This is a genomic window from Bradyrhizobium sp. 199 (assembly GCF_023073355.1).
Lineage (GTDB): Bacteria > Pseudomonadota > Alphaproteobacteria > Rhizobiales > Xanthobacteraceae > Bradyrhizobium.
On sequence record NZ_JADPJI010000008.1, the window covers coordinates 428,965 to 446,799 of the forward strand.

The following is a 17,835-nucleotide window of genomic DNA, read 5'->3' on the forward strand; positions in this document are numbered from 1 at the left end:
GTCAGTCGGCCCTGGTGCGGCGGAACTCTTCGCCGAGGGAATGCCAGATGTGCGAATAGAGGCGGCCGAATTCGGCGGTCTCGCGCACGGAAACGGGATCACGCGGACGCGGGATGGCGACGTCGAAGTCTTCCTTGAGACGCCCGGGCCGCGCCGAGAGCAGGATGATGCGGCTCGCCAGTGTCAAGGCTTCGCCGAGATCGTGCGTCACGAACAGCACGGTCTGCCGCTCGCGTTCCCAGATCTCCAGCAGCGTCTTGTGCATCTCCAGCTTGGTGTGGGTGTCGAGCGCGCCGAACGGCTCGTCCATCAGCAGGATCTCGGGCTCGAGGATCAGCGTACGCATCAAGGCGACGCGCTGGCGCATGCCGCCGGACAGCATGCGCGGAAAGCTCTGCGCAAAGCCCGAGAGCCCGGCCTTCTCGACGGCGGAAGCGACGCGCCCGGCGCGTTCGGTCTTCGCCAATCCGGCGATCTCCAGCCCGTAGCCGATGTTCTGCTCCACGGTTCGCCAGGGAAACAGCGTATCGCGCTGGAAGACATAACCGACCCTGGGGTTGACCTCGCCGGTCTCGACCGCATCCTCGTCGATCAGGATCCGCCCGCCAGAGCGCGGCAACAGCCCAGCTACCATGTTGAGAATGGTGCTCTTGCCGCAGCCGGATGGACCGAGCAGCGCAACGAACTCGCCCTGCTTGACCTCGAAGGAGACGTCGTCCACCGCCACGAACTCGCGGCCGGACGCGTTGAAGCGTTTGGCAAGACCCTGCACGGCGATGCGGATGCGCGCTGCCGCTGCTTGGTCCTCGCCCCGCGCGAGCGCAAGGCTCTGGCCTGGCGCGGCGATCATTTGTATTTCGCCCTGGCCGCCTGGAGGAAGCTCATGTCGACGACATCCTCGTATCGGGTCTCGGGAATATCCGTGCCCTTGCGGTACCAGGGCTTGGCGCCGCGTTCGAACGCGGGCTTGTCGATGACACCGTCATAGGCCCAGGTCGACTTGTCGAAGCCGAGTTCGGCACTGACCGCGTCGGGATCGATGCCCGAGAAATATTTCGGCATGACCAGCGCCTGCACCTCCGCGAGCGGCGTCGCCTTCACGAAGGCCATCGCGCGATAGATCGCGTTGACATAGGCCTGCACCATCGCCTTGTCCTGCTCCACCGTGTCCTGGAGCGTGTAGATCACCAGCACGGGCAACGCCCCGCCGAAGTCCTTCTCGAAGACGCCGGGTTTTGATGTATCGTAGATCGTCCTGCCAAAACCCTTCTTCTCGACCTCGACGATCCAGCTCGGCGGCGCCATGATGGCGTCGAACTGCTTGGTCTGGAGCGAGGGGAACATCGTGTTGGTCCCGCCGCCCGCGACCCAGTTCACCTTGCCGCCGAGCCCACGCACTTCGAACACATAGGTGCCGAACACCCAGGTGCCCGAGCCGATCGCGGTCGCGGCAACGATCGGCTTTGCGCCGTCCGCCCGCTTGTACTCCGCAAGCTTCTCGACCGAATTGATGCCGCTGTCGTAGAGGTCCTGCCGGACCATGATGCTGGCATAGGAGCACACCATCTCGGTCGCGAGCAGGATCTTGCAGGGCTTGCCGCGCGCACCGAGCTGGAGCGGATGACTGGCATCGCCATGGGCAAACAGCGCCTGCCCTCCCGCCAGCGTCTGGCGGCCGAATGTGCCGGCATTGCCGGTGATCAGCTTGGAATCAAGTCCTTCGTCCTTGAAGTACCCCTTCAGCTCCGCGATCATGCCGATGGCGTAGACCGGCGATACCGGCCCGAAGGCGAGCGAGACCTGCTTGGTCTCGGCGCGCAGCTGCCCCGGCAGCAGCGATGCGCCGGCCCATGCCGAGCCCGCGATCAGCGTCTGGCGCCTGGTAAAGCTCATGTGCTCCTCCTCCCTTGGTTCTGTTTGCTAGCGCCGACCGATCAGGACGGCGCGAGCTTGATCGTCCCGGCTTGTCGCAGCGCTTCGATCTCATTCGGCGACATGCCGATCTCGCTCAGGATCTCGCCGCTGTGCTCGCCGATCCCAGGTGGATCGTAGCGATTGGGCAGGCGCCTTCCGTCCATGGAAATCGGCAACAGCGGCGTCTTGGCCTGGCCACCGCCGGGAAGCCGAATATCGGTCAGGCCCCCCGACTGGTTGAGATGCGGATCATCGAAGAGATCGCCGGGCTTGTTCACCGGCGCATAAGGCAGATCGAGCTGCTCGAGACGTGCGGCAAGATCGGCCTTGTCCCATTGCTTGAATATCTTCGCGATCTCAGGGATCAGCCAGTTGCGATGATCGACGCGGTCGTTGCTCGTGCCCAAGCGCGGATCGACAAGCCAGGCTTCACGATCGAAGGCACGACAGAACGCTGTCCATTGCTCTTCACCGACAATGGTGACGAACAGCTTCGAGCCGTCTTTCGTATCGAAGAGATCGTAGACCGGCCACGGGCTGTCCTTGACCGAATACGGGATCGACGGCTGGCCGCTGACCACCTCGCACATCATGGCCTGCGCCATCAGGAACACGTTGTTCTCGTACAGCGCGCTCTGGATGTAACGACCCCTGCCGGTGCGCTGCCGCTCGGCGAGCGCCGCCTGGATCGCGATCACGCCGAACATGCCGCCCATGACGTCGTTGACAGAGGCGCCGGCACGCATCGGCCGGTCGGGCAAGCCGGTCATGTAAGCGAGGCCGCCCATCATCTGCACGACTTCGTCGAGCGCGAGGCGGTTCTCGTAAGGCCCAGGCAGATAGCCCTTGAGCGAGCAATAGATCAGGCGTGGCGCAAAGGCGGCGACGCTTTCGTAGTCCAGACCGATCCGCTTCAGCAGGCCCGGCCGGAAATTCTCGATCAGGACGTCGCTGTTCTCGATCAGCCGCCGTGCGACATCCTGGCCTTCCGCGGTCGACGTATCCAGCGCGATGCTGCGCTTGTTGCGGCTGTAGGTGGCGAAGAAGCCGGCAGCGGGCCCCTTGAAGTAACGGGTGCGGTCGCCCTTGGGCGGCTCGACCTTGATCACCTCGGCGCCGAGATCGGCGAGGATCAGGCCGCAGCTCGGCCCCATCACCATCTGGCTGAACTCGACGACGCGAAGGCCGGCGAGCGGACGAAGCTCCGAGCCCGTCTCGCGCTCTGCCGCCGTCATGCCGCCCTCCGCAAAACCTTGGGAATGCCGGCCTCGTGCAGATGTCCCGTCAAATGTTTTGCCGGGATATGGCGGGCGAGAATCTCGCGCGTCTGCATCAGGCGGTCAAGATCGATGCCGGTGGAAAGTCCCATCCGCTCCAGGATGAACACGAGATCCTCGGTGACGATGTTGCCGCGCGCACCCGGAGCAAAGGGACAGCCGCCAAGGCCGGACACCGCGGCGTCAAACCGGCGGATGCCAGCTTCGAGACCAGCGACGGCATTGGCAAGGCCGGCACCGAGCGTGTCGTGCAGATGCAGCCGCAGCGTCATTTGCGATCCGACCTCGCGCCGCACCGCCGCGACGATCTGCCCGATTGATTTGGGCGTCGCATAACCGACGGTGTCGGCAAGCCCGATCTCATCGGCGCGGGCTTCGGCAAAAGCGCGTGCCACACGGCACACGGCCGCTTCGCTCACCTCGCCTTCGAGCGAGCAGCCGAAGGAGGTGGAGATCGCGCCCATCAATTGCGGCCGCTGGCCTACGGGCCGGACGTCGATCGCGGCGCGAACCGCGCGAAATCCTTCGAGCTGCTCTTCGATGGAGCGACGTACATTGGCGCGATTGTGCGTCTCGCTCGCCGAGATAACGAAATAGACGGCGTTGACGCCTGCTGCGATGGCGCGCTCGGCACCCTTCACGTTCGGCACCAGCGCGCCGATGGTCGCCGGCTTGTGCATGAGTGCATGAGCCATCACCGCGTCGACGTCGGCGAACTGCGGCACGACCTTTGGCGGCACGAACGATCCGGCATCGATCTCGCGCACGCCGGCAGCCGCGATCGTGTCGATCAGCGCGCATTTGGCTTCAGTCGGGATGAAGATGTCCAGGTTCTGGAGACCATCGCGGGGGGCAACCTCGCAAATGTGGACATCGGGCGCGTGCGCCATCGGGCTCTCTCCCTGGGAGGATTGTATATTGTTGCCTAAAAGAACAATTGGTGGGACAATCTGTCAAGTCCCAAAAATTGCGTGCAGTGCAATGAGCTCATCCGACGGTTCCCGACAACGCAGCGACAAGAACGGTTCCGAACGTGCCGAACATCTTGCCGGGCTGATCATGGCGCTCGCCCGGCGCGAAGGCATGAAAACCGGGGACCGCTTGATCGAACAAAGGCTTGCGGATGCGCTGGACCTTTCACGCGCACCAATCCGGCTCGGCCTGAAGGCGCTGGAAGCCGCCGGGCTGGCGCGCGGCGAACCGCATCGCGGCTTTGTGCTGGCAAAGAATCCCACAAGCGGCGCGGCCCAACCGGCGCTCGCGGCGGTGAGGCGCAACGAGCAGGTTTATGCGACCATTGCCGGCGACGTGCTCGCGAGCCGGCTGCCGGCCGACGTCACCGAGGCGGAGTTGATGCGCCGCTATGACGTCACCCGGGCCGAGCTACAGCGGCTGCTGGGCCGGATCGCTGCCGAGGGCTGGATCGCGCGCCTGCCGGGCTATGGCTGGCGCTTTGCGGAGACGGTCTCGAGTCCCGAAGCTCAAACGCAGGCCAAGGCGTTTCGCGCGGTGATCGAGCCGGCGGCCATCGCGCAACCCGGTTTTGCGTTGCCGCAGGAGGTGATCGTACGCCTGCGCGAGCGCCAGCAGCGCGTCTTCAAAGGCGAGCTCGAAAAGATGACGATCGGCGAGATCTTTCACTCAGGCTGCGAATTCCACGAAGAGATCATCCGCGGCGCCGGCAATCCCTTCTTCCTCGAAGCGCTCAGGCGCGTGAACTCGATCAGACGCCTGTTCGCCTATCGCAGCTTCGCCGACCGTGACGGCATGCGGCGGCACGTGCGCGATCATTTGCGCCTGCTCGACGTCCTGGAAACGCAACGTTACGCCGAGGCGGCGAAACTGATGGCCAGGCACCTGCAGCGCCCGCTGGTAGCCGGCTTGTCGTGATGCTTGCGGCCTGCGGAGGCACCCGATAGCGCGGCTCGCTGCGGCGTCCGCCGGAGCTGGTGATGCGATCCTAACGCCGAAGGCCGCCCAAGGCGGGCGACTCGCCGGGCAGCATCGACGAGTTGATGTCGCTATCCATGCGTCCCGATTGCTGCTGGATGAAACCGGCGCCGAACGACAGGCTGAGATTGGAGGTCGGCTTGAATTCGACCCCCGCGAACGCGCCATAGCCGGGCGCGGCGCTGGAGGTGAGCGGCGCGAGCGAGCTGCCGATACCGCCGTTGTATTTCAGCGTGTCGAAGCCGGCAAAGAACGTGACCGGCATGCCGCCCGAGATTTTGGTGTTGTAACCGAACGCCGTGCTATCAAAGGAGAGCGCGCTGAAATTGCCGGCCGAACCGGCCTGCTTGAAACCATTCAAACCCAAATTGCCGCGTTCGCTGCCGACGAAGAAACCATTCGCCGTGCTGGTGCGCCAATCCGCATCGCCGGCATTGAAGCTCGTGAAGTTGCCGTAGGCGTCGGAACTCTGCCCGGGTCCGCTGCCGAGGCCAAAAGGCCCGCCGGGGATCCAATATCGCAGCGGCGCGACCTGCGCATGGACCGGCTCTCCGCCGAGACAGAGCACCGCGAGAGCTGCAAAAGCACATGAACGCGCAAGGTTGAACATTCAGATTACCGTCCATAATTTCGCAAATTATAGTCCCCGAACATCATCAATGCCAGCGGAGTGACCGCGCCGGCGTCACTGCCGCAGGTCTCCCCGGGGAACAGCACCGAATGCCGCACGATCCATTGCTCACCCGCCTGACGTCCGTTCTTGCCGAAGTCCCGGGGGTTCAGGCCATCGTGCTCGGCGGCTCACGCGCGCGGGGCAGCGCGCACGCTGCGTCGGACTACGATATCGGCCTCTATTTCAGGACGGCGATTCCGCTGCATACCGAACGGCTGCTGGCCGCCGCTGAGGGCATTGCCGACGATCCCGCCGCCACGGCCGTGACCCCGGTGGGAGAATGGGGCCAGTGGATCGTCGGCGGCGCATGGCTGTCGGTGGAGGGCCGCAAGGTCGACCTGCTCTACCGGAACGCAGACGCGGTCGAGGCCGTCATGGAATCCTGCGGCGCCGGCGTGGTCACCATGGACTACCAGCCCGGCCATCCGCACGGCTTCTGCTCGGCGATCTGGATGGGCGAGATCGCGTATTGTCAGCCTCTGCGCGATCCGAACGGCCTGATCGCCCGGCTGAAATCAATCGCGCTGCCCTATCCGCCACCACTGCGCGCGGCGCTGGTCCGGCGCTTCCAGTGGGAAATCTCGTTTGGTGTCGAGAATGCGGAGCTCGCGGTGGCGCGCGGCGAGCAGACCCATGTCGCCGGATGCCTCTACAGGTCGCTCGCCTGCATCGCGCAGGTGCTGTTCGCGCTCAACGAGCGCTATCTCATCAACGAAAAGGGCGCGCTCCAGGAGGCCGCCCGTCTGCCGGTGACCATTCCACATCTGGCGGAGCGGACTGACGATGTCTGGCGGCTGATCGGCGATGGCGCCCTTGCGCCCGCCTGTGAACTCTTGCGCAAGATCGACCAGCAGCTGAAGGTGCTGTCCCAATGAACATGCAGAGCCCGGTGGCATCTGACGGCCCCGTCGTCTACGAACGTGTCGACGACATCGGCCGCATCACGCTGCGCCGCCCGCCTCAATGCGCTGGGCCTCGAGATGATCCGCGCGGTGGTCGCGGCGTTGCGCCGCGCGGCCGACGTTGACGGCGCACGCGTCGTCGTGCTGGACAGCGCGATTTCAAAACGCTTTCGGCGGCGCAATTCTCCGCCAAATCGGCCACGGTGCTGCGGATGGGCCTCGCCGCCTTCATGCGCCAAGTTGATCTGGACTGTCGACGCAGCGCAAGCGCCGTGGACGATTTCTGCAACGTCGCGACGTCGGATGAGGCGCAGGAGGGCTTGCGGGCGTTCGTGGAGAAGCGGCCGCCGAATGGTGAAGCCGGCAGCGTTCAGGCAGTTCTGTCGAGAGTGGACGACGTATCGGCCGGTGGATATTTCGTCACCGGCACCACGAACGATTTGGTGCCGACCTGGTAGATGACCTTGCCGTTCTGTCCGTCATCGGTTGCGATCTGCGCCTGCCCGAACATGATGACGTTCTTGTAGACGGAGCCGGTGCCCTGGCGGGTGACGCCATCCGTGGTGACGCTGACCTGCGCTTCCTTGCCGTTGACGGCAAGCACCTTGAAGCTCGCGCTCTTGCCGTTGGCGGGAGAATAGCCGCCCCAGCTTCCCATGAGGCGGCTGTCGGAAGCCGGCGGGGCTTGCTTCTCGAGGTTTGCGGTCTGCTTGCCGGCGCCGCCGAAAGAGAACAGCATCACCATGTTCTTGCCGTCCTTGGTGCCGACCGTGACCCCACCGAAGGTAATGAGCGTGCCCTGGACTTCGGCAAAGCCGCGCTCGGTATGCCCGTTATGGGTGTACTCGACCTGCGCCCGGGCACCGCGGATGTTCACGACCTTGAAACCGACGGGCTGGTTGTTGCCCACCCAATTGCCCTTCCAGTCGCCGACCAGAGCACTCTGGTGATACAGGCGCTCGTTGGCGGGCGAAATCTGGTTGGTGCTCGATGAGACGATGGCCATTGGAGTGCTCGGTGGACGAGTTCGATGAACCCGCGCGTTCGCCCAGCAATGTCACGGGCTGGAAACGGACAGAAACCCGACTGATTAGGGCCATGCACCGGTTAACGAGCGGTTAATTCAACCGCCGGACGAGATGAGGCGGAAGGTCCCAACGGGAGTGCCCTGTCAGCGGCCCCAGCGGTCTGACCAGATTTTCTCCCCGATCAGGCAATTGACGCGTGGCTCCTTGTCGGCGACCCGCATCGTGGGGCGCTCCGGCGTGCGGCCGGCGACCTCCATCAGCAGCTTGGTGCGGATCGCTTCCTTGAACTTGTTGCGGTCCTTGATCGTGATGACGAAGGAGCCGGGACCGCCGATGACGCAGTCCTCGTAGTAGAAATCGAGATTGTCGATATCCATGGTCGAATAGGACGGCTCCTTGACCATGATCGGCAGGCCGTTGATGACGACGCCCTTCTCCAGCGCGGCGTCTCGCGCCACCGTGACCGGGCCGCCATTGTTGTTGGGGCCGTCGCCGGAAACGTCGATCACGCGGCGCAAGCCCCGATAGGGATCCTCATCGAACAGCGGCATCGCGAAAGTGATCGCGCCGGAGATCGAGGTGCGCGAGGCGCGTCGGATCGGCGTCTTCATGATCTCGGCGGCGACCGCATCCGCCGTCTCCGGGCCGTCGACCAGCCGCCAGGGAATGATGATCTTCTGGTCGCTCGAGGCCGCCCACTCGAAATAGGTCACAGCGATCCGGCCGTTCGGACCGAGCTTGAGGGCCTGGAGGAACTCCTTCGACTGGATCGCTTGCGCATAGCCCTCGCGCTGGATCGCGAGCTCGTCCATGTCCATGGAGTAGGACACGTCGACCGCGAGGATCAGCTCGACGTCGACCGTCTGCGCGTCTCTGTCGCCCGCAAGTCGCTGCGCCTGATGTTTGGGCGGTTCGAATTTCGGCCCTGGTGCCGCGACGCCCGCGACGTCCCCTCCGGCAAACATGCCGGCAACCAACACAGCCCCGATCGAGAACAGCAAGCGCATCGCAGCCTCCCGTCGTATGACGCGATGGTGACATGCAATCGCCAAGCCGCAAAGGGCGAAGATCGCTTGCGCTTCACATTCGAGTTAAGAGGCTGCAAGTTAAGAAGCTGCGACCCGCGAAGCTGCGTTTTCGAATGTGCGCGCCTTGCGCAAAGCTGCCGCCGTGTTGCCACGCTCGCGCCGCTGGACACGCCCGGTCGCTCGCATCATCGGGCTCCCGGCGCACCAAGCCGGAACGACAAGCCGCGGGACAGAACTCCCCGCCCACTTGTCCGGCACGATTTCCATGCTAGGTTGGGCGCACAGATGGGGATGGAGTCCCCCCGAGAACCGCCCTCCGGTCAATGACCGTGGTGGGCTGATGACTCCTGCTTGAGCAGAGGCAATCATTGATTGCCTCTGCCTTCGGCGGGAGCATGGACAAACCCGCCACTGGCGGGTTTTTTGTTGTCTGGTGCAAAGGCCAGGAGAAGACGACGACGTGGCGACGACGACACCGAATGCCGAGCGTGCGGGGCTGCCCAGGGGAATCTGGATGCTCGGCTTCGTCTCGATGCTGATGGACATCTCCTCCGAGATGATCCACGCGCTGCTGCCGATCTATCTGGTCACCGTGCTCGGCGCTTCGACGCTCACCGTCGGCTTCATCGAAGGTATTGCGGAGGCGACGGCCTCGATCACCAAGATCTTTTCCGGCGCGCTGTCCGACTGGCTCGGCCGTCGCAAGCTGCTCGCAGCACTCGGCTACGGACTCGCCGCGCTGACAAAACCGCTATTCCCGCTCGCGCCCAGCGTCGGATGGCTGGTGGCGGCGCGCTTCATCGACCGCGTCGGCAAGGGCATCCGCGGCGCGCCGCGCGATGCGCTGATCGCCGATATCGCTCCCGTCGGCCTGCGTGGGGCAAGCTTTGGCCTTCGCCAATCGCTCGACACCATCGGCGCCTTCCTCGGGCCGCTCCTGGCGATCGGCCTGATGTGGTGGACGGCCGACAATTTTGCCGCGGTGTTCTTAGTGGCGGTGCTGCCGGCCTTCCTGTCCTTCGGCTTGATCGCGTTCGCGGTGAGCGAGCCGGAGCCGGAGCCGAGCCGGGAGCGTGCAAAGAATCCGCTCAATCTCGCCGCAATGCGGCAGCTTGGAACAGTCTATTGGCGTGTTGTGGCCGTCGGCGTCGTCTTCACGCTCGCGCGCTTCAGCGAGGCCTTTTTGATCCTGCGCGCACAGAACATCGGGCTCAGCGCGATGTGGGTGCCGGCGGTGCTGGTGCTGATGAACATCGCCTACGCGCTGTCGGCCTATCCAGCCGGCGTGCTCTCGGACCGCATCAACCGGACTGGCCTGCTCGCGCTTGGGCTCGTCTTCCTTGCCGGGGCCGATCTGGCGCTGGCACTGCTGCCGAGGCTTGGCGGCGTCGCGCTCGGGGTCGTGCTGTGGGGTCTGCACATGGGACTGACGCAGGGCCTGCTCTCGGCCCTCGTCGCCGACGCCGCACCGCCGAACCTGCGCGGGACTGCGTTCGGCTATTTCAACCTGTTCACCGGGCTCGCCTTGCTGGCCGCGAGCGTGATCGCGGGCGCGCTGTGGGACGTCTACGGTCCGGCCGGAACGTTCCTTGCGGGGCTTGGCTTCGCACTGGTTTCGCTTCTGGGGCTGCTCGCCGTCGGAAATGGTCTGGCTGCGGAGGATAAATGATGACGGGAGGCAGTTCATCGTGCTGAGCGGAGCAATCGCGATCGTGATCGGGAGCGCCCTGGGCGGCTGCGCCCGCTATTTCGTCTCCGGTGCGATCGCGCGGCGGCTGGGCGAAACGTTTCCGTGGGGCACCCTGACCATCAACATCACCGGCGCCTTCCTGATCGGCATTTTCGGCGCGCTGGCGACCCATCCCGGCTCGGCCTTCGCCGCACCCAATCCATGGCTGTTCGCAGTGACCGGTTTTCTCGGCTGCTACACCACGGTGTCCTCGTTCAGCCTGCAAACGCTGACACTCGCGCGAAGCGGCGAGCCGATGCATGCGCTCGGCAATATCGTGTTCTCGGTCGGACTGTGCCTTGCCGCCGTCGGTTGCGGCTTCCTCCTTGCGGACGGCGTGGGAGGCTAGGGGTCGATGAAGTCGCCCTCCTCCGCCGAGCGCCGGCGCACTGCGACGCTCTATGCCTGGGTTGCCGCGGGCAGCATCGTCGGTGGTCTGACGCGTTATCTGGTCGGGCTCGCGCTCGACACCGGATCGGGCTTTCCCTTGGCGACGCTGTTCATCAACGCGACGGGCTCGTTGATCATCGGCTTCTACGCGACGCTGACCGGCCCCGACGGCCGCATGCTGGCGCGGCCCGAGCACCGGCAGTTCGTCATGACCGGTTTCTGCGGCGGCTACACCACCTTTTCGACCTTCAGCCTCGAGACCTTCCGCCTGTTCCACGGCGGCATGAAATATACCGCGCTCGCCTACATCGCCGCATCCGTGATCTGCTGGCTGGTGGCGGTGTGGATCGGCCATATGATGGCGAGCCGCTACAACCGCTTGACAAGGAGCTGACCATGCAAATCCCCGCTCAGGCAGTTTCGCTCCGGATCTTCATCGGCGAGAACGACCATTGCGACGGCAAGCCGCTCTATGAAGCGATCGTCACGACGGCGCGCGAGCGGCACCTCGCCGGCGCAACCGTGCTGCGCGGGCCGATGGGGTTCGGCAAGTCTAGCCGGCTGCACACCTCGAAGATCCTGCGGCTCTCGGAAGACCTGCCGCTGCTGATCGAGATCGTCGACAGCGAGGACAACATCAACGCATTCCTGCCCATCCTGGATGGCATGATGTCGAGCGGGCTGATCACCTTGGAGAAGGTGCAGGTTCTGCAATATGGTGCAAAGGCCGCGAGCTGAGCGCCGCGGCTGCAACCCCAGCCCGCCGTGTCCGGGAGGCGGAATGAACGACACTGTCACCAAGCCGAAGACGCGGACGAAGACCAAGGTCGAGCGGCCGAAGCTGCACAAGGTCATCCTGATCAATGACGACTTCACGCCGCGCGAATTCGTCACCATGATCCTCAAGGCCGAGTTCCGCATGACGGAGGATCAGGCCTATAAGGTGATGATCACCGCCCACAAGCTTGGCGCCTGCGTCGTCGCCGTGTTCACCAAGGACGTCGCCGAGACCAAGGCAACGCGTGCCACCGACGCCGGCCGCGCCAAGGGCTATCCGCTGCTGTTCACGACCGAGCCGGAGGAGTAGGGCTCAGCCGATCACCACCGGCGCCTCCTCCGTCAGCCCGTACACACGCTGCGCCTTGGAGAACCCCGCGATCGGGAATTCGCCGAGTTCGTGCCAGTCGTGACGGCAGACATTGGCAAAACCTTCCGAGGCGACGACGGTCCGTCCCAGGCGTCCTGTGATCTTCTCGAGCCTTGCGGCAAGATTGACGGCCGGTCCGATGCAGGTGAAGTCGAGACGGTTGCCACCGCCGATATTGCCATAGAGGATGTTGCCGACGTGCAGCGCAACGCCGAAGCGGAAGCGCTCGATGACGTCGCCGACCGGAAACGCCAGCGCTTCGACGCTGGCACGTGATTCACGCGCGGCCTCCAGCACGCGCGCGCAGACATGCGCGGCATCGCCGACATATTCGTCGATCGGGAATACCGCGAGCAGGCCGTCGCCCATGAACTTCAGCACCTCGCCGCCATGGCCCCGGATCGCGGTGACCTGGCAGTCGAAATAGTGATTGAGGATCTGGACCACCGTCTCGGCCGGAAGCCGGTCCGACAACGCAGTGAAGCCGCGCAGGTCCGACAGCCAGATCGCGGCCTGCATGGTATCGTTGTGGCCGCGGCGGATCTGGCCGCCGAGGATGCGCGCGCCGGCACGGTTGCCGACATAGGTGTCGAGCAGCATCTCCGCAGTGCGGCGCAGGCTGATGATCTCGGCAACGCGCGCGAGCGGCGCAATGATGGTCCGGATCGCCGCGACGTCGTCGTCGCTGAAGCCGCCGGGCTGCCGCGTCATCCAGCTCGTCGCGTTGACCAAGCCGTCGAGGAATCGCAGCGGCACCGCGACATAGTCGGTCACGCCTTCGGCGCGCATGTCGTTGATGATGGGAAACCGCTTGCTGCCGGGATCGTCGACACGCCCTCTGACCTCCAGCCCCTGCTCGAACACGATCCGAAGCGGACTCTGGGCGAACTCCGGCGAGTCCAGGACGTCGAATTCGACCGCGCCAACTTCGACCTGTTCGCCCTGCCGCCAAATGAAGTTGCGGCCGAATATTTCGGGGTGGAGCGTGCGGATGAAGATGCCGAACCGCCACAGCGGCAGGCCGGCCGCGACCAGGCGCTCGCAGAAATCCGCGATCATCACCACCGGCTCTACCGACGACCAGGCGCCGTCGATCAGCCAGTTGGAGACGCGCTGAAGCTCGGAGCTGTTCATCGCCGCATTTGCAGGCGAAGTTGTGAGATCGTCAAGCTGCGCGGCGGGCTAAAGCATGATCCGGAAAAGTGCGCAGCGGTTTTCCGAAAAGAACATGCTTAAACAACAACCTAAAGCGCGATGACGATTTATCCTAATCGCATCGCGCTTTAGTACCGCGCCATCAGCGCCCCACCTGCCCGCGATCGCGCAGGAAATGGTCGGCCAGCACGCAGGCCATCATGGCCTCGCCGACCGGGACGGCGCGGATGCCGACGCAGGGGTCATGGCGGCCTTTCGTGAAGATCTCCGTGTCCGCGCCGTGGCGATCGACGGTCAGACGGGGCTGCAGGATCGACGAGGTCGGCTTCACAGCAAAACGTACCACCACCGGCTGTCCCGTGGAGATGCCGCCCATCACGCCGCCGGCATGGTTGGACAGGAAGCGCGTGCCGTCATTGCCGGTGCGCATCTCGTCGGCGTTCTCCTCGCCGGTGAGCTCGGCCGCGCCAAAGCCGGCGCCGATCTCGACGCCTTTCACCGCATTGATGGTCATCATCGCACCCGCAAGATCGGAATCCAGCTTGGCGTAGATCGGCGCGCCAAGGCCGGCCGGCACGCCTTCGGCGACGATCTCGATCACCGCGCCGATCGAGGAGCCGCTTTTGCGGATGCCGTCGAGATAGGTCTCGAAGAACGCCGCCTTGTCCTTGTCCGGGCAGAAGAACGGGTTTTTGGCGATCTCGTCCCAGTCCCATTTGCTGCGGTCGATCTTGTGCGGCCCCATCTGCACGAGCGCGCCGCGCACTCTGACGTCGGGCAGCACCTTTCGCGCGATGGCGCCGGCGGCAACCCGCGTCGCGGTCTCGCGCGCCGAGGAGCGGCCGCCGCCGCGATAATCGCGCAGGCCGTATTTGGCTTCATAGGTGAAGTCGGCGTGACCCGGACGAAACTTGTCCTTGATCTCCGAATAGTCCTTGGAGCGCTGGTCGGTGTTCTCGATCAGGAGCCCGATCGGCGTGCCCGTCGTCACCTGCACGCCGGTTTCCGGATGCGCCATCACGCCAGAGAGGATTTTGACCTGGTCCGCCTCCTGACGCTGGGTGGTGAAGCGCGATTGACCTGGCCGGCGGCGATCGAGGTCCTGCTGGATCTCGGCCTCGGTGAGCGGGATCATCGGCGGACAGCCATCGACCACGCAGCCGATTGCCACCCCATGGCTCTCGCCGAAGGTGGTGACGCGGAACATGTGGCCGAAGGTGTTGAAGGACATTGCCGGATTGTCGCCTTATGCTGACAGTCAACGTTCGTAGCCCCGAGGGGCACGGCGTTCAACCCTGTTGCCGTCATTCCGGGATGGTCCGAAGGACCAGACCCGGAATCTCGAGATTCCGGGTTCGCCTTCGGGCGTCCCGGAATGACGGAGATGGGATCAACTAAACTTCTCCAGCCGGCCCTCGCGGAAGACGTAGACGGCGCCTTGCTGGATATTGAGCTCGGCGGCGCCGGCGGGAGTCTCGATGCCCAAAGCCACCATCAGGGCCCGGCACGTGCCGCCATGGGCGACCGCGACGGTGTCGACCAGGAGTGACTCGTACCAATCGAGCATGCGCAGCTGCACCGCCGCGTAGGTCTCGCCGCCAGCGGGCGCGACCGTCCATTTGTCGGCGAGGCGCCTCGCATAGACGTCGGGATCGAAGGCCTCGCTTTCAGCCAGCGTCAGTCCCTCCCAGGTACCATAGCCGATCTCGCGCAGGCGGTCGTCGAGCGAATAGTCGGCAGGCGGAAGTTCGAGCTTGCCGCGGACGAGTTCCATGGTCTGACGCGCCCGCCCGAGCGGACTGGACACGTAGGGCAGCGCCGCTCTGTCCTTGCCGTCGCGCCTGAACAGATCGGCCAGAACATCAGCCGCCTGCACGGCCTGGCCGCGGCCGCGCGCGTTCAGCGGGATGTCCTTGGCGCCCTGAAGCCGCCCGAGTGCATTCCACTCGGTCTCGCCGTGGCGAAGGAAGTAGATCGTGGGCGCGGACATTGCGGCTGAAAGTCAGTCCTTACCGCCGAAGGAGATATCCGGCGCGTCGGGCCGTTTCATGCCGAGCACGTGATAGCCGGAATCGACGTGATGCACCTCGCCGGTGACGCCGCGCGAGAGGTCGGAGAGGAAATACAGTGCGCTGCCGCCGACGTCTTCGGTCGAGACGTTGCGCCGCAATGGCGCATTGTTCTCGTTCCACTTCAGGATATAGCGAAAGTCGCCGATGCCTGAGGCGGCAAGCGTCTTGATCGGCCCTGCCGAGATCGCGTTGACGCGGATGTTCTTCTCGCCGAGATCGGCGGCGAGATAGCGCACGCTGGCCTCCAGCGCGGCCTTGGCGACGCCCATCACGTTGTAATGAGGCATCCACTTCTCAGCGCCGTAATAACTGAGCGTGATGAGCGAGCCGCCATCTGGCATCAGCTTCTCGGCGCGCTGCGCCACCGCCGTGAACGAATAGCAGGAGATCAGCATCGACTTGGAAAAATTCTCCGGCGTGGTGTCGACGTAGCGACCGTCGAGCTGTTCGCCATAGGCGATCGCGTGCACCAGGAAGTCGATCTTGCCCCACTTCTCCTGCAGCACCGCGAAGGCGGCATCGATGGTCGCGGCATCGGTGACGTCGCAATGGCCGAGCACGAGGCCACCGATCTCGGCGGCGAGCGGTTCGACGCGCTTCTTCAGCGCATCGCCTTGATAGGTGAAGGCGAGCTCGGCGCCGGCGGCATGGCATGCCTTGGCGATGCCCCAGGCGATCGAGCGATTGTTGGCAAGCCCGAGGATCACCCCGCGCTTTCCTTGCATCAGACCTGAATTCTGCGCCATTTTTGAACGTCCCGTCGAACTCGTGGTGAGGTCTGGAGGTACACCAGCCCTCCCCGGCGGTACAGCCCTAATACGCCGCGTTAACGCTGTTTCCAGCGCCGGAATAGCCGTTCCGTTCGGGTGTTATGATCGCTATAGGCGCTTGCGCCGGACATCAGGACGACAAGACCGCAATGAGTGCGTTTCGCCAGAGTGTGGAAGCCATGATCCCGGCGTTGCGCCGTTACGCCCGCGCGCTCACGCGTGATGCGGACGCGGCCGACGATCTGGTGCAGGACACGCTGGTGCGAGCGCTGCGTTCGGAGCGGTTGTTTCTCGGCGGCGACGTCCGAAGCTGGCTCTATACGATCCTGACCAACCTCAACAAGAACCGGCGGCGCTCGCTGGCGAGGCGGCCGCAATTCACGCAGCTGACCGAGAACAACCCGGACGCCAGTGGCACCGAAGCCGAAGGGCGCGACATCGAGAGGGCACTGGCGACGCTCGTCGAGGAGCAACGTTCGGTGCTACTCCTGGTCATGCTGGAAGGCATGAGCTACCGCGAGGTCGCCGACATCCAGAGCGTGCCGATCGGCACCGTGATGTCGCGCCTGGCCCGCGCCCGCGCCCACGTCAAGGCCTCGCTCGAAGGCCAGCGCCTGACGCTCAGGCGGGTGAAATGATGGCAGGGTTGATGCATCGCGTATCGTCCGCCTGCAGCTTGCCGCTGCCGCGAGCGAAATTCAGCTTAGAACGAGATTTAGGGCCACAGAGCCAGAGACGATCGATATGAACGAGCGCAAGATCCCAGTGACCGAGGACGAATTGCACGCCTATGTCGACGGCGAGCTGCCGGCCGAGCGCCGCGCCGACGTCGAGGCCTGGCTAGCCGCCCATCCTGAAGAGGCCGAACGGGTGCATTCCTGGCGCGCCATGGCGGAGATGCTGCACGCCCGCTACGATTCCATCGCGCAGGAGCCGGTGCCGGCGCGGCTGGAGCTCGAGCGGCTGGAACGCCGACCGCGGAAATGGCTCTATGGCGCCGCCGCCGCCGTGCTGGTTGCTTTCATCGCCGGCGGCACGGCTGGCTGGGTGGCGCATGGCGCCGCCAGCGCACCCTCGACCTTCCAGAGCTTTACCGCGGACGCGCTCGACGCCCACCGTCTCTATGTCGTCGAGGTCCGCCACCCCGTCGAGGTCGGCGGCAATGAGCGCGACCACCTCCAGGCCTGGCTGACCCGGCGCTGCGGCTGGACCGTGTTCGCGCCAAACCTGGAGGCCAGCGGGCTGAAGCTCGTCGGCGGCAGGCTCTTGCCGGGGCCGAGCGGTCCGGCCTCGTTCCTGATGTATGAGGGCGCCTCTGGCGAGCGCTACACGATCTACACCGCGAAGACCGAGAATGGTGCGACGCAAATGCGCTATGCCAGGACGGACAAGGACGGCGCACTGTTCTGGGCCGAGCGCGGCGTCGGCTACGTTGTCAGTGGCGGCGGTGATCGCGACCGGCTGACCAAGGTGGCGCAGGCCGTCTACGATCAGGCCGAGAAAAACGGCAGCTGAGCAACCGCATAGAGCCGGTGCCTCGATTCCGTCATTGAAAATTTGGAATGAAGACATCGGCGCGTCTCATTATCGCACCGGATGATCACGCGAACATGAGCAGCGTTCGATCCGCCGATCGACGCGGGCGGCCTCGATTGGGGTTTTTGGTACCGCGCTGGTCCCCCTCTCGAGGCCGCACCTTTTTATCGGCTGCCCCGCCGGACAGCCGACCCGTCTCAAACGTCAGCGTCGAAGCGCGAGCCGCGCTTCACGCGTATGTTGAGCATCCTTTCGGGAAGAGAA

The 17,835-nt window shown here is 64.7% G+C and carries 20 protein-coding genes and 1 riboswitch; of the genes, 9 read left to right on the plus strand and 11 right to left on the minus strand.

Going from position 1 to position 17,835, the window contains the following annotated elements:
* Nucleotide 1 precedes the first annotated feature (1 nt).
* The 4 genes from IVB28_RS24410 to IVB28_RS24425 are packed head-to-tail and all read right to left on the minus strand — an operon-like array spanning nucleotide 2 to nucleotide 4,081.
* Nucleotides 2–850 carry an ABC transporter ATP-binding protein gene (locus IVB28_RS24410; protein ID WP_247529582.1) on the minus strand — a complete coding sequence of 283 codons (849 nt, stop codon included), beginning with the start codon at nucleotides 848–850 and terminating at the stop codon, nucleotides 2–4.
* Nucleotides 847–1,893, minus strand: a complete 1,047-nt coding sequence (locus IVB28_RS24415) for an ABC transporter substrate-binding protein (protein ID WP_247529583.1) — start codon at nucleotides 1,891–1,893, stop codon at nucleotides 847–849. Before IVB28_RS24415 ends, IVB28_RS24410 begins: the two co-directional genes overlap by 4 nt.
* A 41-nt stretch (nucleotides 1,894–1,934) precedes the next feature.
* Nucleotides 1,935–3,149 (minus strand): CaiB/BaiF CoA-transferase family protein, encoded by a 1,215-nt coding sequence (locus IVB28_RS24420; RefSeq protein ID WP_247529585.1) that lies wholly within the window; start codon nucleotides 3,147–3,149, stop codon nucleotides 1,935–1,937.
* A complete protein-coding gene (locus tag IVB28_RS24425; RefSeq protein ID WP_247529587.1) occupies nucleotides 3,146–4,081 on the minus strand; it encodes a hydroxymethylglutaryl-CoA lyase in 936 nt (311 codons plus the stop codon). The genes IVB28_RS24420 and IVB28_RS24425 overlap by 4 nt, the downstream gene beginning before the upstream one ends.
* Between IVB28_RS24425 and IVB28_RS24430 the strand changes: the two genes are divergently transcribed.
* Nucleotides 4,056–5,081 (plus strand): GntR family transcriptional regulator, encoded by a 1,026-nt coding sequence (locus IVB28_RS24430; RefSeq protein ID WP_247529589.1) that lies wholly within the window; start codon nucleotides 4,056–4,058, stop codon nucleotides 5,079–5,081. The two genes, IVB28_RS24425 and IVB28_RS24430, sit on opposite strands and share 26 nt — an antisense overlap.
* A 70-nt stretch (nucleotides 5,082–5,151) precedes the next feature.
* On the opposite strand, the gene IVB28_RS24435 is transcribed toward IVB28_RS24430, so the two are convergent.
* Nucleotides 5,152–5,751, minus strand: a complete 600-nt coding sequence (locus IVB28_RS24435; protein ID WP_247529591.1) for a hypothetical protein — start codon at nucleotides 5,749–5,751, stop codon at nucleotides 5,152–5,154.
* 110 nt (nucleotides 5,752–5,861) lie between these two features.
* On the opposite strand from IVB28_RS24435, the gene IVB28_RS24440 reads away from it, so the two are divergent.
* Nucleotides 5,862–6,689 (plus strand): nucleotidyltransferase domain-containing protein, encoded by an 828-nt coding sequence (locus IVB28_RS24440; protein ID WP_247529592.1) that lies wholly within the window; start codon nucleotides 5,862–5,864, stop codon nucleotides 6,687–6,689.
* Between the two features lie 397 nt (nucleotides 6,690–7,086).
* Here the strand turns inward: IVB28_RS24440 and IVB28_RS24445 are convergent, their stop codons facing one another.
* Complete coding sequence (locus IVB28_RS24445; RefSeq protein ID WP_247529593.1) at nucleotides 7,087–7,722, minus strand: hypothetical protein; 636 nt, start codon at nucleotides 7,720–7,722, stop codon at nucleotides 7,087–7,089.
* Between the two features lie 165 nt (nucleotides 7,723–7,887).
* Nucleotides 7,888–8,751, minus strand: coding sequence for a DUF1194 domain-containing protein (locus IVB28_RS24450; RefSeq protein WP_247529594.1), 864 nt, complete (start codon nucleotides 8,749–8,751; stop codon nucleotides 7,888–7,890).
* A gap of 299 nt (nucleotides 8,752–9,050) precedes the next feature.
* Nucleotides 9,051–9,129: riboswitch (Fluoride riboswitch) on the plus strand.
* Between the two features lie 103 nt (nucleotides 9,130–9,232).
* Here IVB28_RS24450 and IVB28_RS24455 point away from each other — a divergent pair.
* From IVB28_RS24455 to clpS, 5 genes are read left to right on the plus strand one after another with little or no spacing between them, the layout of a single operon-like run.
* Complete coding sequence (locus tag IVB28_RS24455) at nucleotides 9,233–10,441, plus strand: MFS transporter (RefSeq protein ID WP_346730764.1); 1,209 nt, start codon at nucleotides 9,233–9,235, stop codon at nucleotides 10,439–10,441.
* Nucleotides 10,416–10,850 (plus strand): fluoride efflux transporter CrcB, encoded by a 435-nt coding sequence (gene crcB, locus IVB28_RS24460; protein ID WP_247529595.1) that lies wholly within the window; start codon nucleotides 10,416–10,418, stop codon nucleotides 10,848–10,850. The genes IVB28_RS24455 and crcB (IVB28_RS24460) overlap by 26 nt, the downstream gene beginning before the upstream one ends.
* A 6-nt stretch (nucleotides 10,851–10,856) precedes the next feature.
* Nucleotides 10,857–11,285 carry a fluoride efflux transporter CrcB gene (gene crcB / locus IVB28_RS24465; protein WP_247529596.1) on the plus strand — a complete coding sequence of 143 codons (429 nt, stop codon included), beginning with the start codon at nucleotides 10,857–10,859 and terminating at the stop codon, nucleotides 11,283–11,285.
* A gap of 2 nt (nucleotides 11,286–11,287) precedes the next feature.
* The gene (locus tag IVB28_RS24470; RefSeq protein ID WP_247529597.1) at nucleotides 11,288–11,629 is read left to right on the plus strand and encodes a DUF190 domain-containing protein; all 342 of its coding nucleotides are present in this window, start codon (nucleotides 11,288–11,290) and stop codon (nucleotides 11,627–11,629) included.
* Between the two features lie 43 nt (nucleotides 11,630–11,672).
* Nucleotides 11,673–11,978 carry an ATP-dependent Clp protease adapter ClpS gene (gene clpS, locus IVB28_RS24475; RefSeq protein WP_247529598.1) on the plus strand — a complete coding sequence of 102 codons (306 nt, stop codon included), beginning with the start codon at nucleotides 11,673–11,675 and terminating at the stop codon, nucleotides 11,976–11,978.
* Nucleotides 11,979–11,981: 3 nt separating this feature from the next.
* Here clpS and IVB28_RS24480 read toward each other — a convergent pair whose 3' ends face one another.
* The 4 genes from IVB28_RS24480 to fabI all read right to left on the minus strand — a co-directional run bounded on the left by IVB28_RS24480 (nucleotide 11,982) and on the right by fabI (nucleotide 16,011).
* Entirely contained in the window at nucleotides 11,982–13,172 is a 1,191-nt protein-coding gene (locus IVB28_RS24480) for an adenylate/guanylate cyclase domain-containing protein (RefSeq protein ID WP_247529599.1), read from the minus strand.
* A gap of 163 nt (nucleotides 13,173–13,335) precedes the next feature.
* Nucleotides 13,336–14,424: a chorismate synthase gene (gene aroC / locus IVB28_RS24485; RefSeq protein ID WP_247529600.1), complete on the minus strand. Its 1,089-nt coding sequence runs from the start codon at nucleotides 14,422–14,424 to the stop codon at nucleotides 13,336–13,338.
* 159 nt (nucleotides 14,425–14,583) lie between these two features.
* Nucleotides 14,584–15,183 carry a histidine phosphatase family protein gene (locus tag IVB28_RS24490; protein ID WP_247529603.1) on the minus strand — a complete coding sequence of 200 codons (600 nt, stop codon included), beginning with the start codon at nucleotides 15,181–15,183 and terminating at the stop codon, nucleotides 14,584–14,586.
* Nucleotides 15,184–15,195: 12 nt separating this feature from the next.
* Nucleotides 15,196–16,011, minus strand: a complete 816-nt coding sequence (fabI, locus tag IVB28_RS24495) for an enoyl-ACP reductase FabI (RefSeq protein ID WP_247529605.1) — start codon at nucleotides 16,009–16,011, stop codon at nucleotides 15,196–15,198.
* Nucleotides 16,012–16,184: 173 nt separating this feature from the next.
* On the opposite strand from fabI, the gene IVB28_RS24500 reads away from it, so the two are divergent.
* Together IVB28_RS24500 and IVB28_RS24505 are read left to right on the plus strand one after the other, a co-directional pair.
* Nucleotides 16,185–16,673 (plus strand): RNA polymerase sigma factor, encoded by a 489-nt coding sequence (locus IVB28_RS24500; RefSeq protein WP_247529606.1) that lies wholly within the window; start codon nucleotides 16,185–16,187, stop codon nucleotides 16,671–16,673.
* A 106-nt stretch (nucleotides 16,674–16,779) separates the two neighbouring features.
* Nucleotides 16,780–17,550 (plus strand): anti-sigma factor, encoded by a 771-nt coding sequence (locus IVB28_RS24505; RefSeq protein WP_247529608.1) that lies wholly within the window; start codon nucleotides 16,780–16,782, stop codon nucleotides 17,548–17,550.
* Nucleotides 17,551–17,835: the final 285 nt, after the last annotated feature.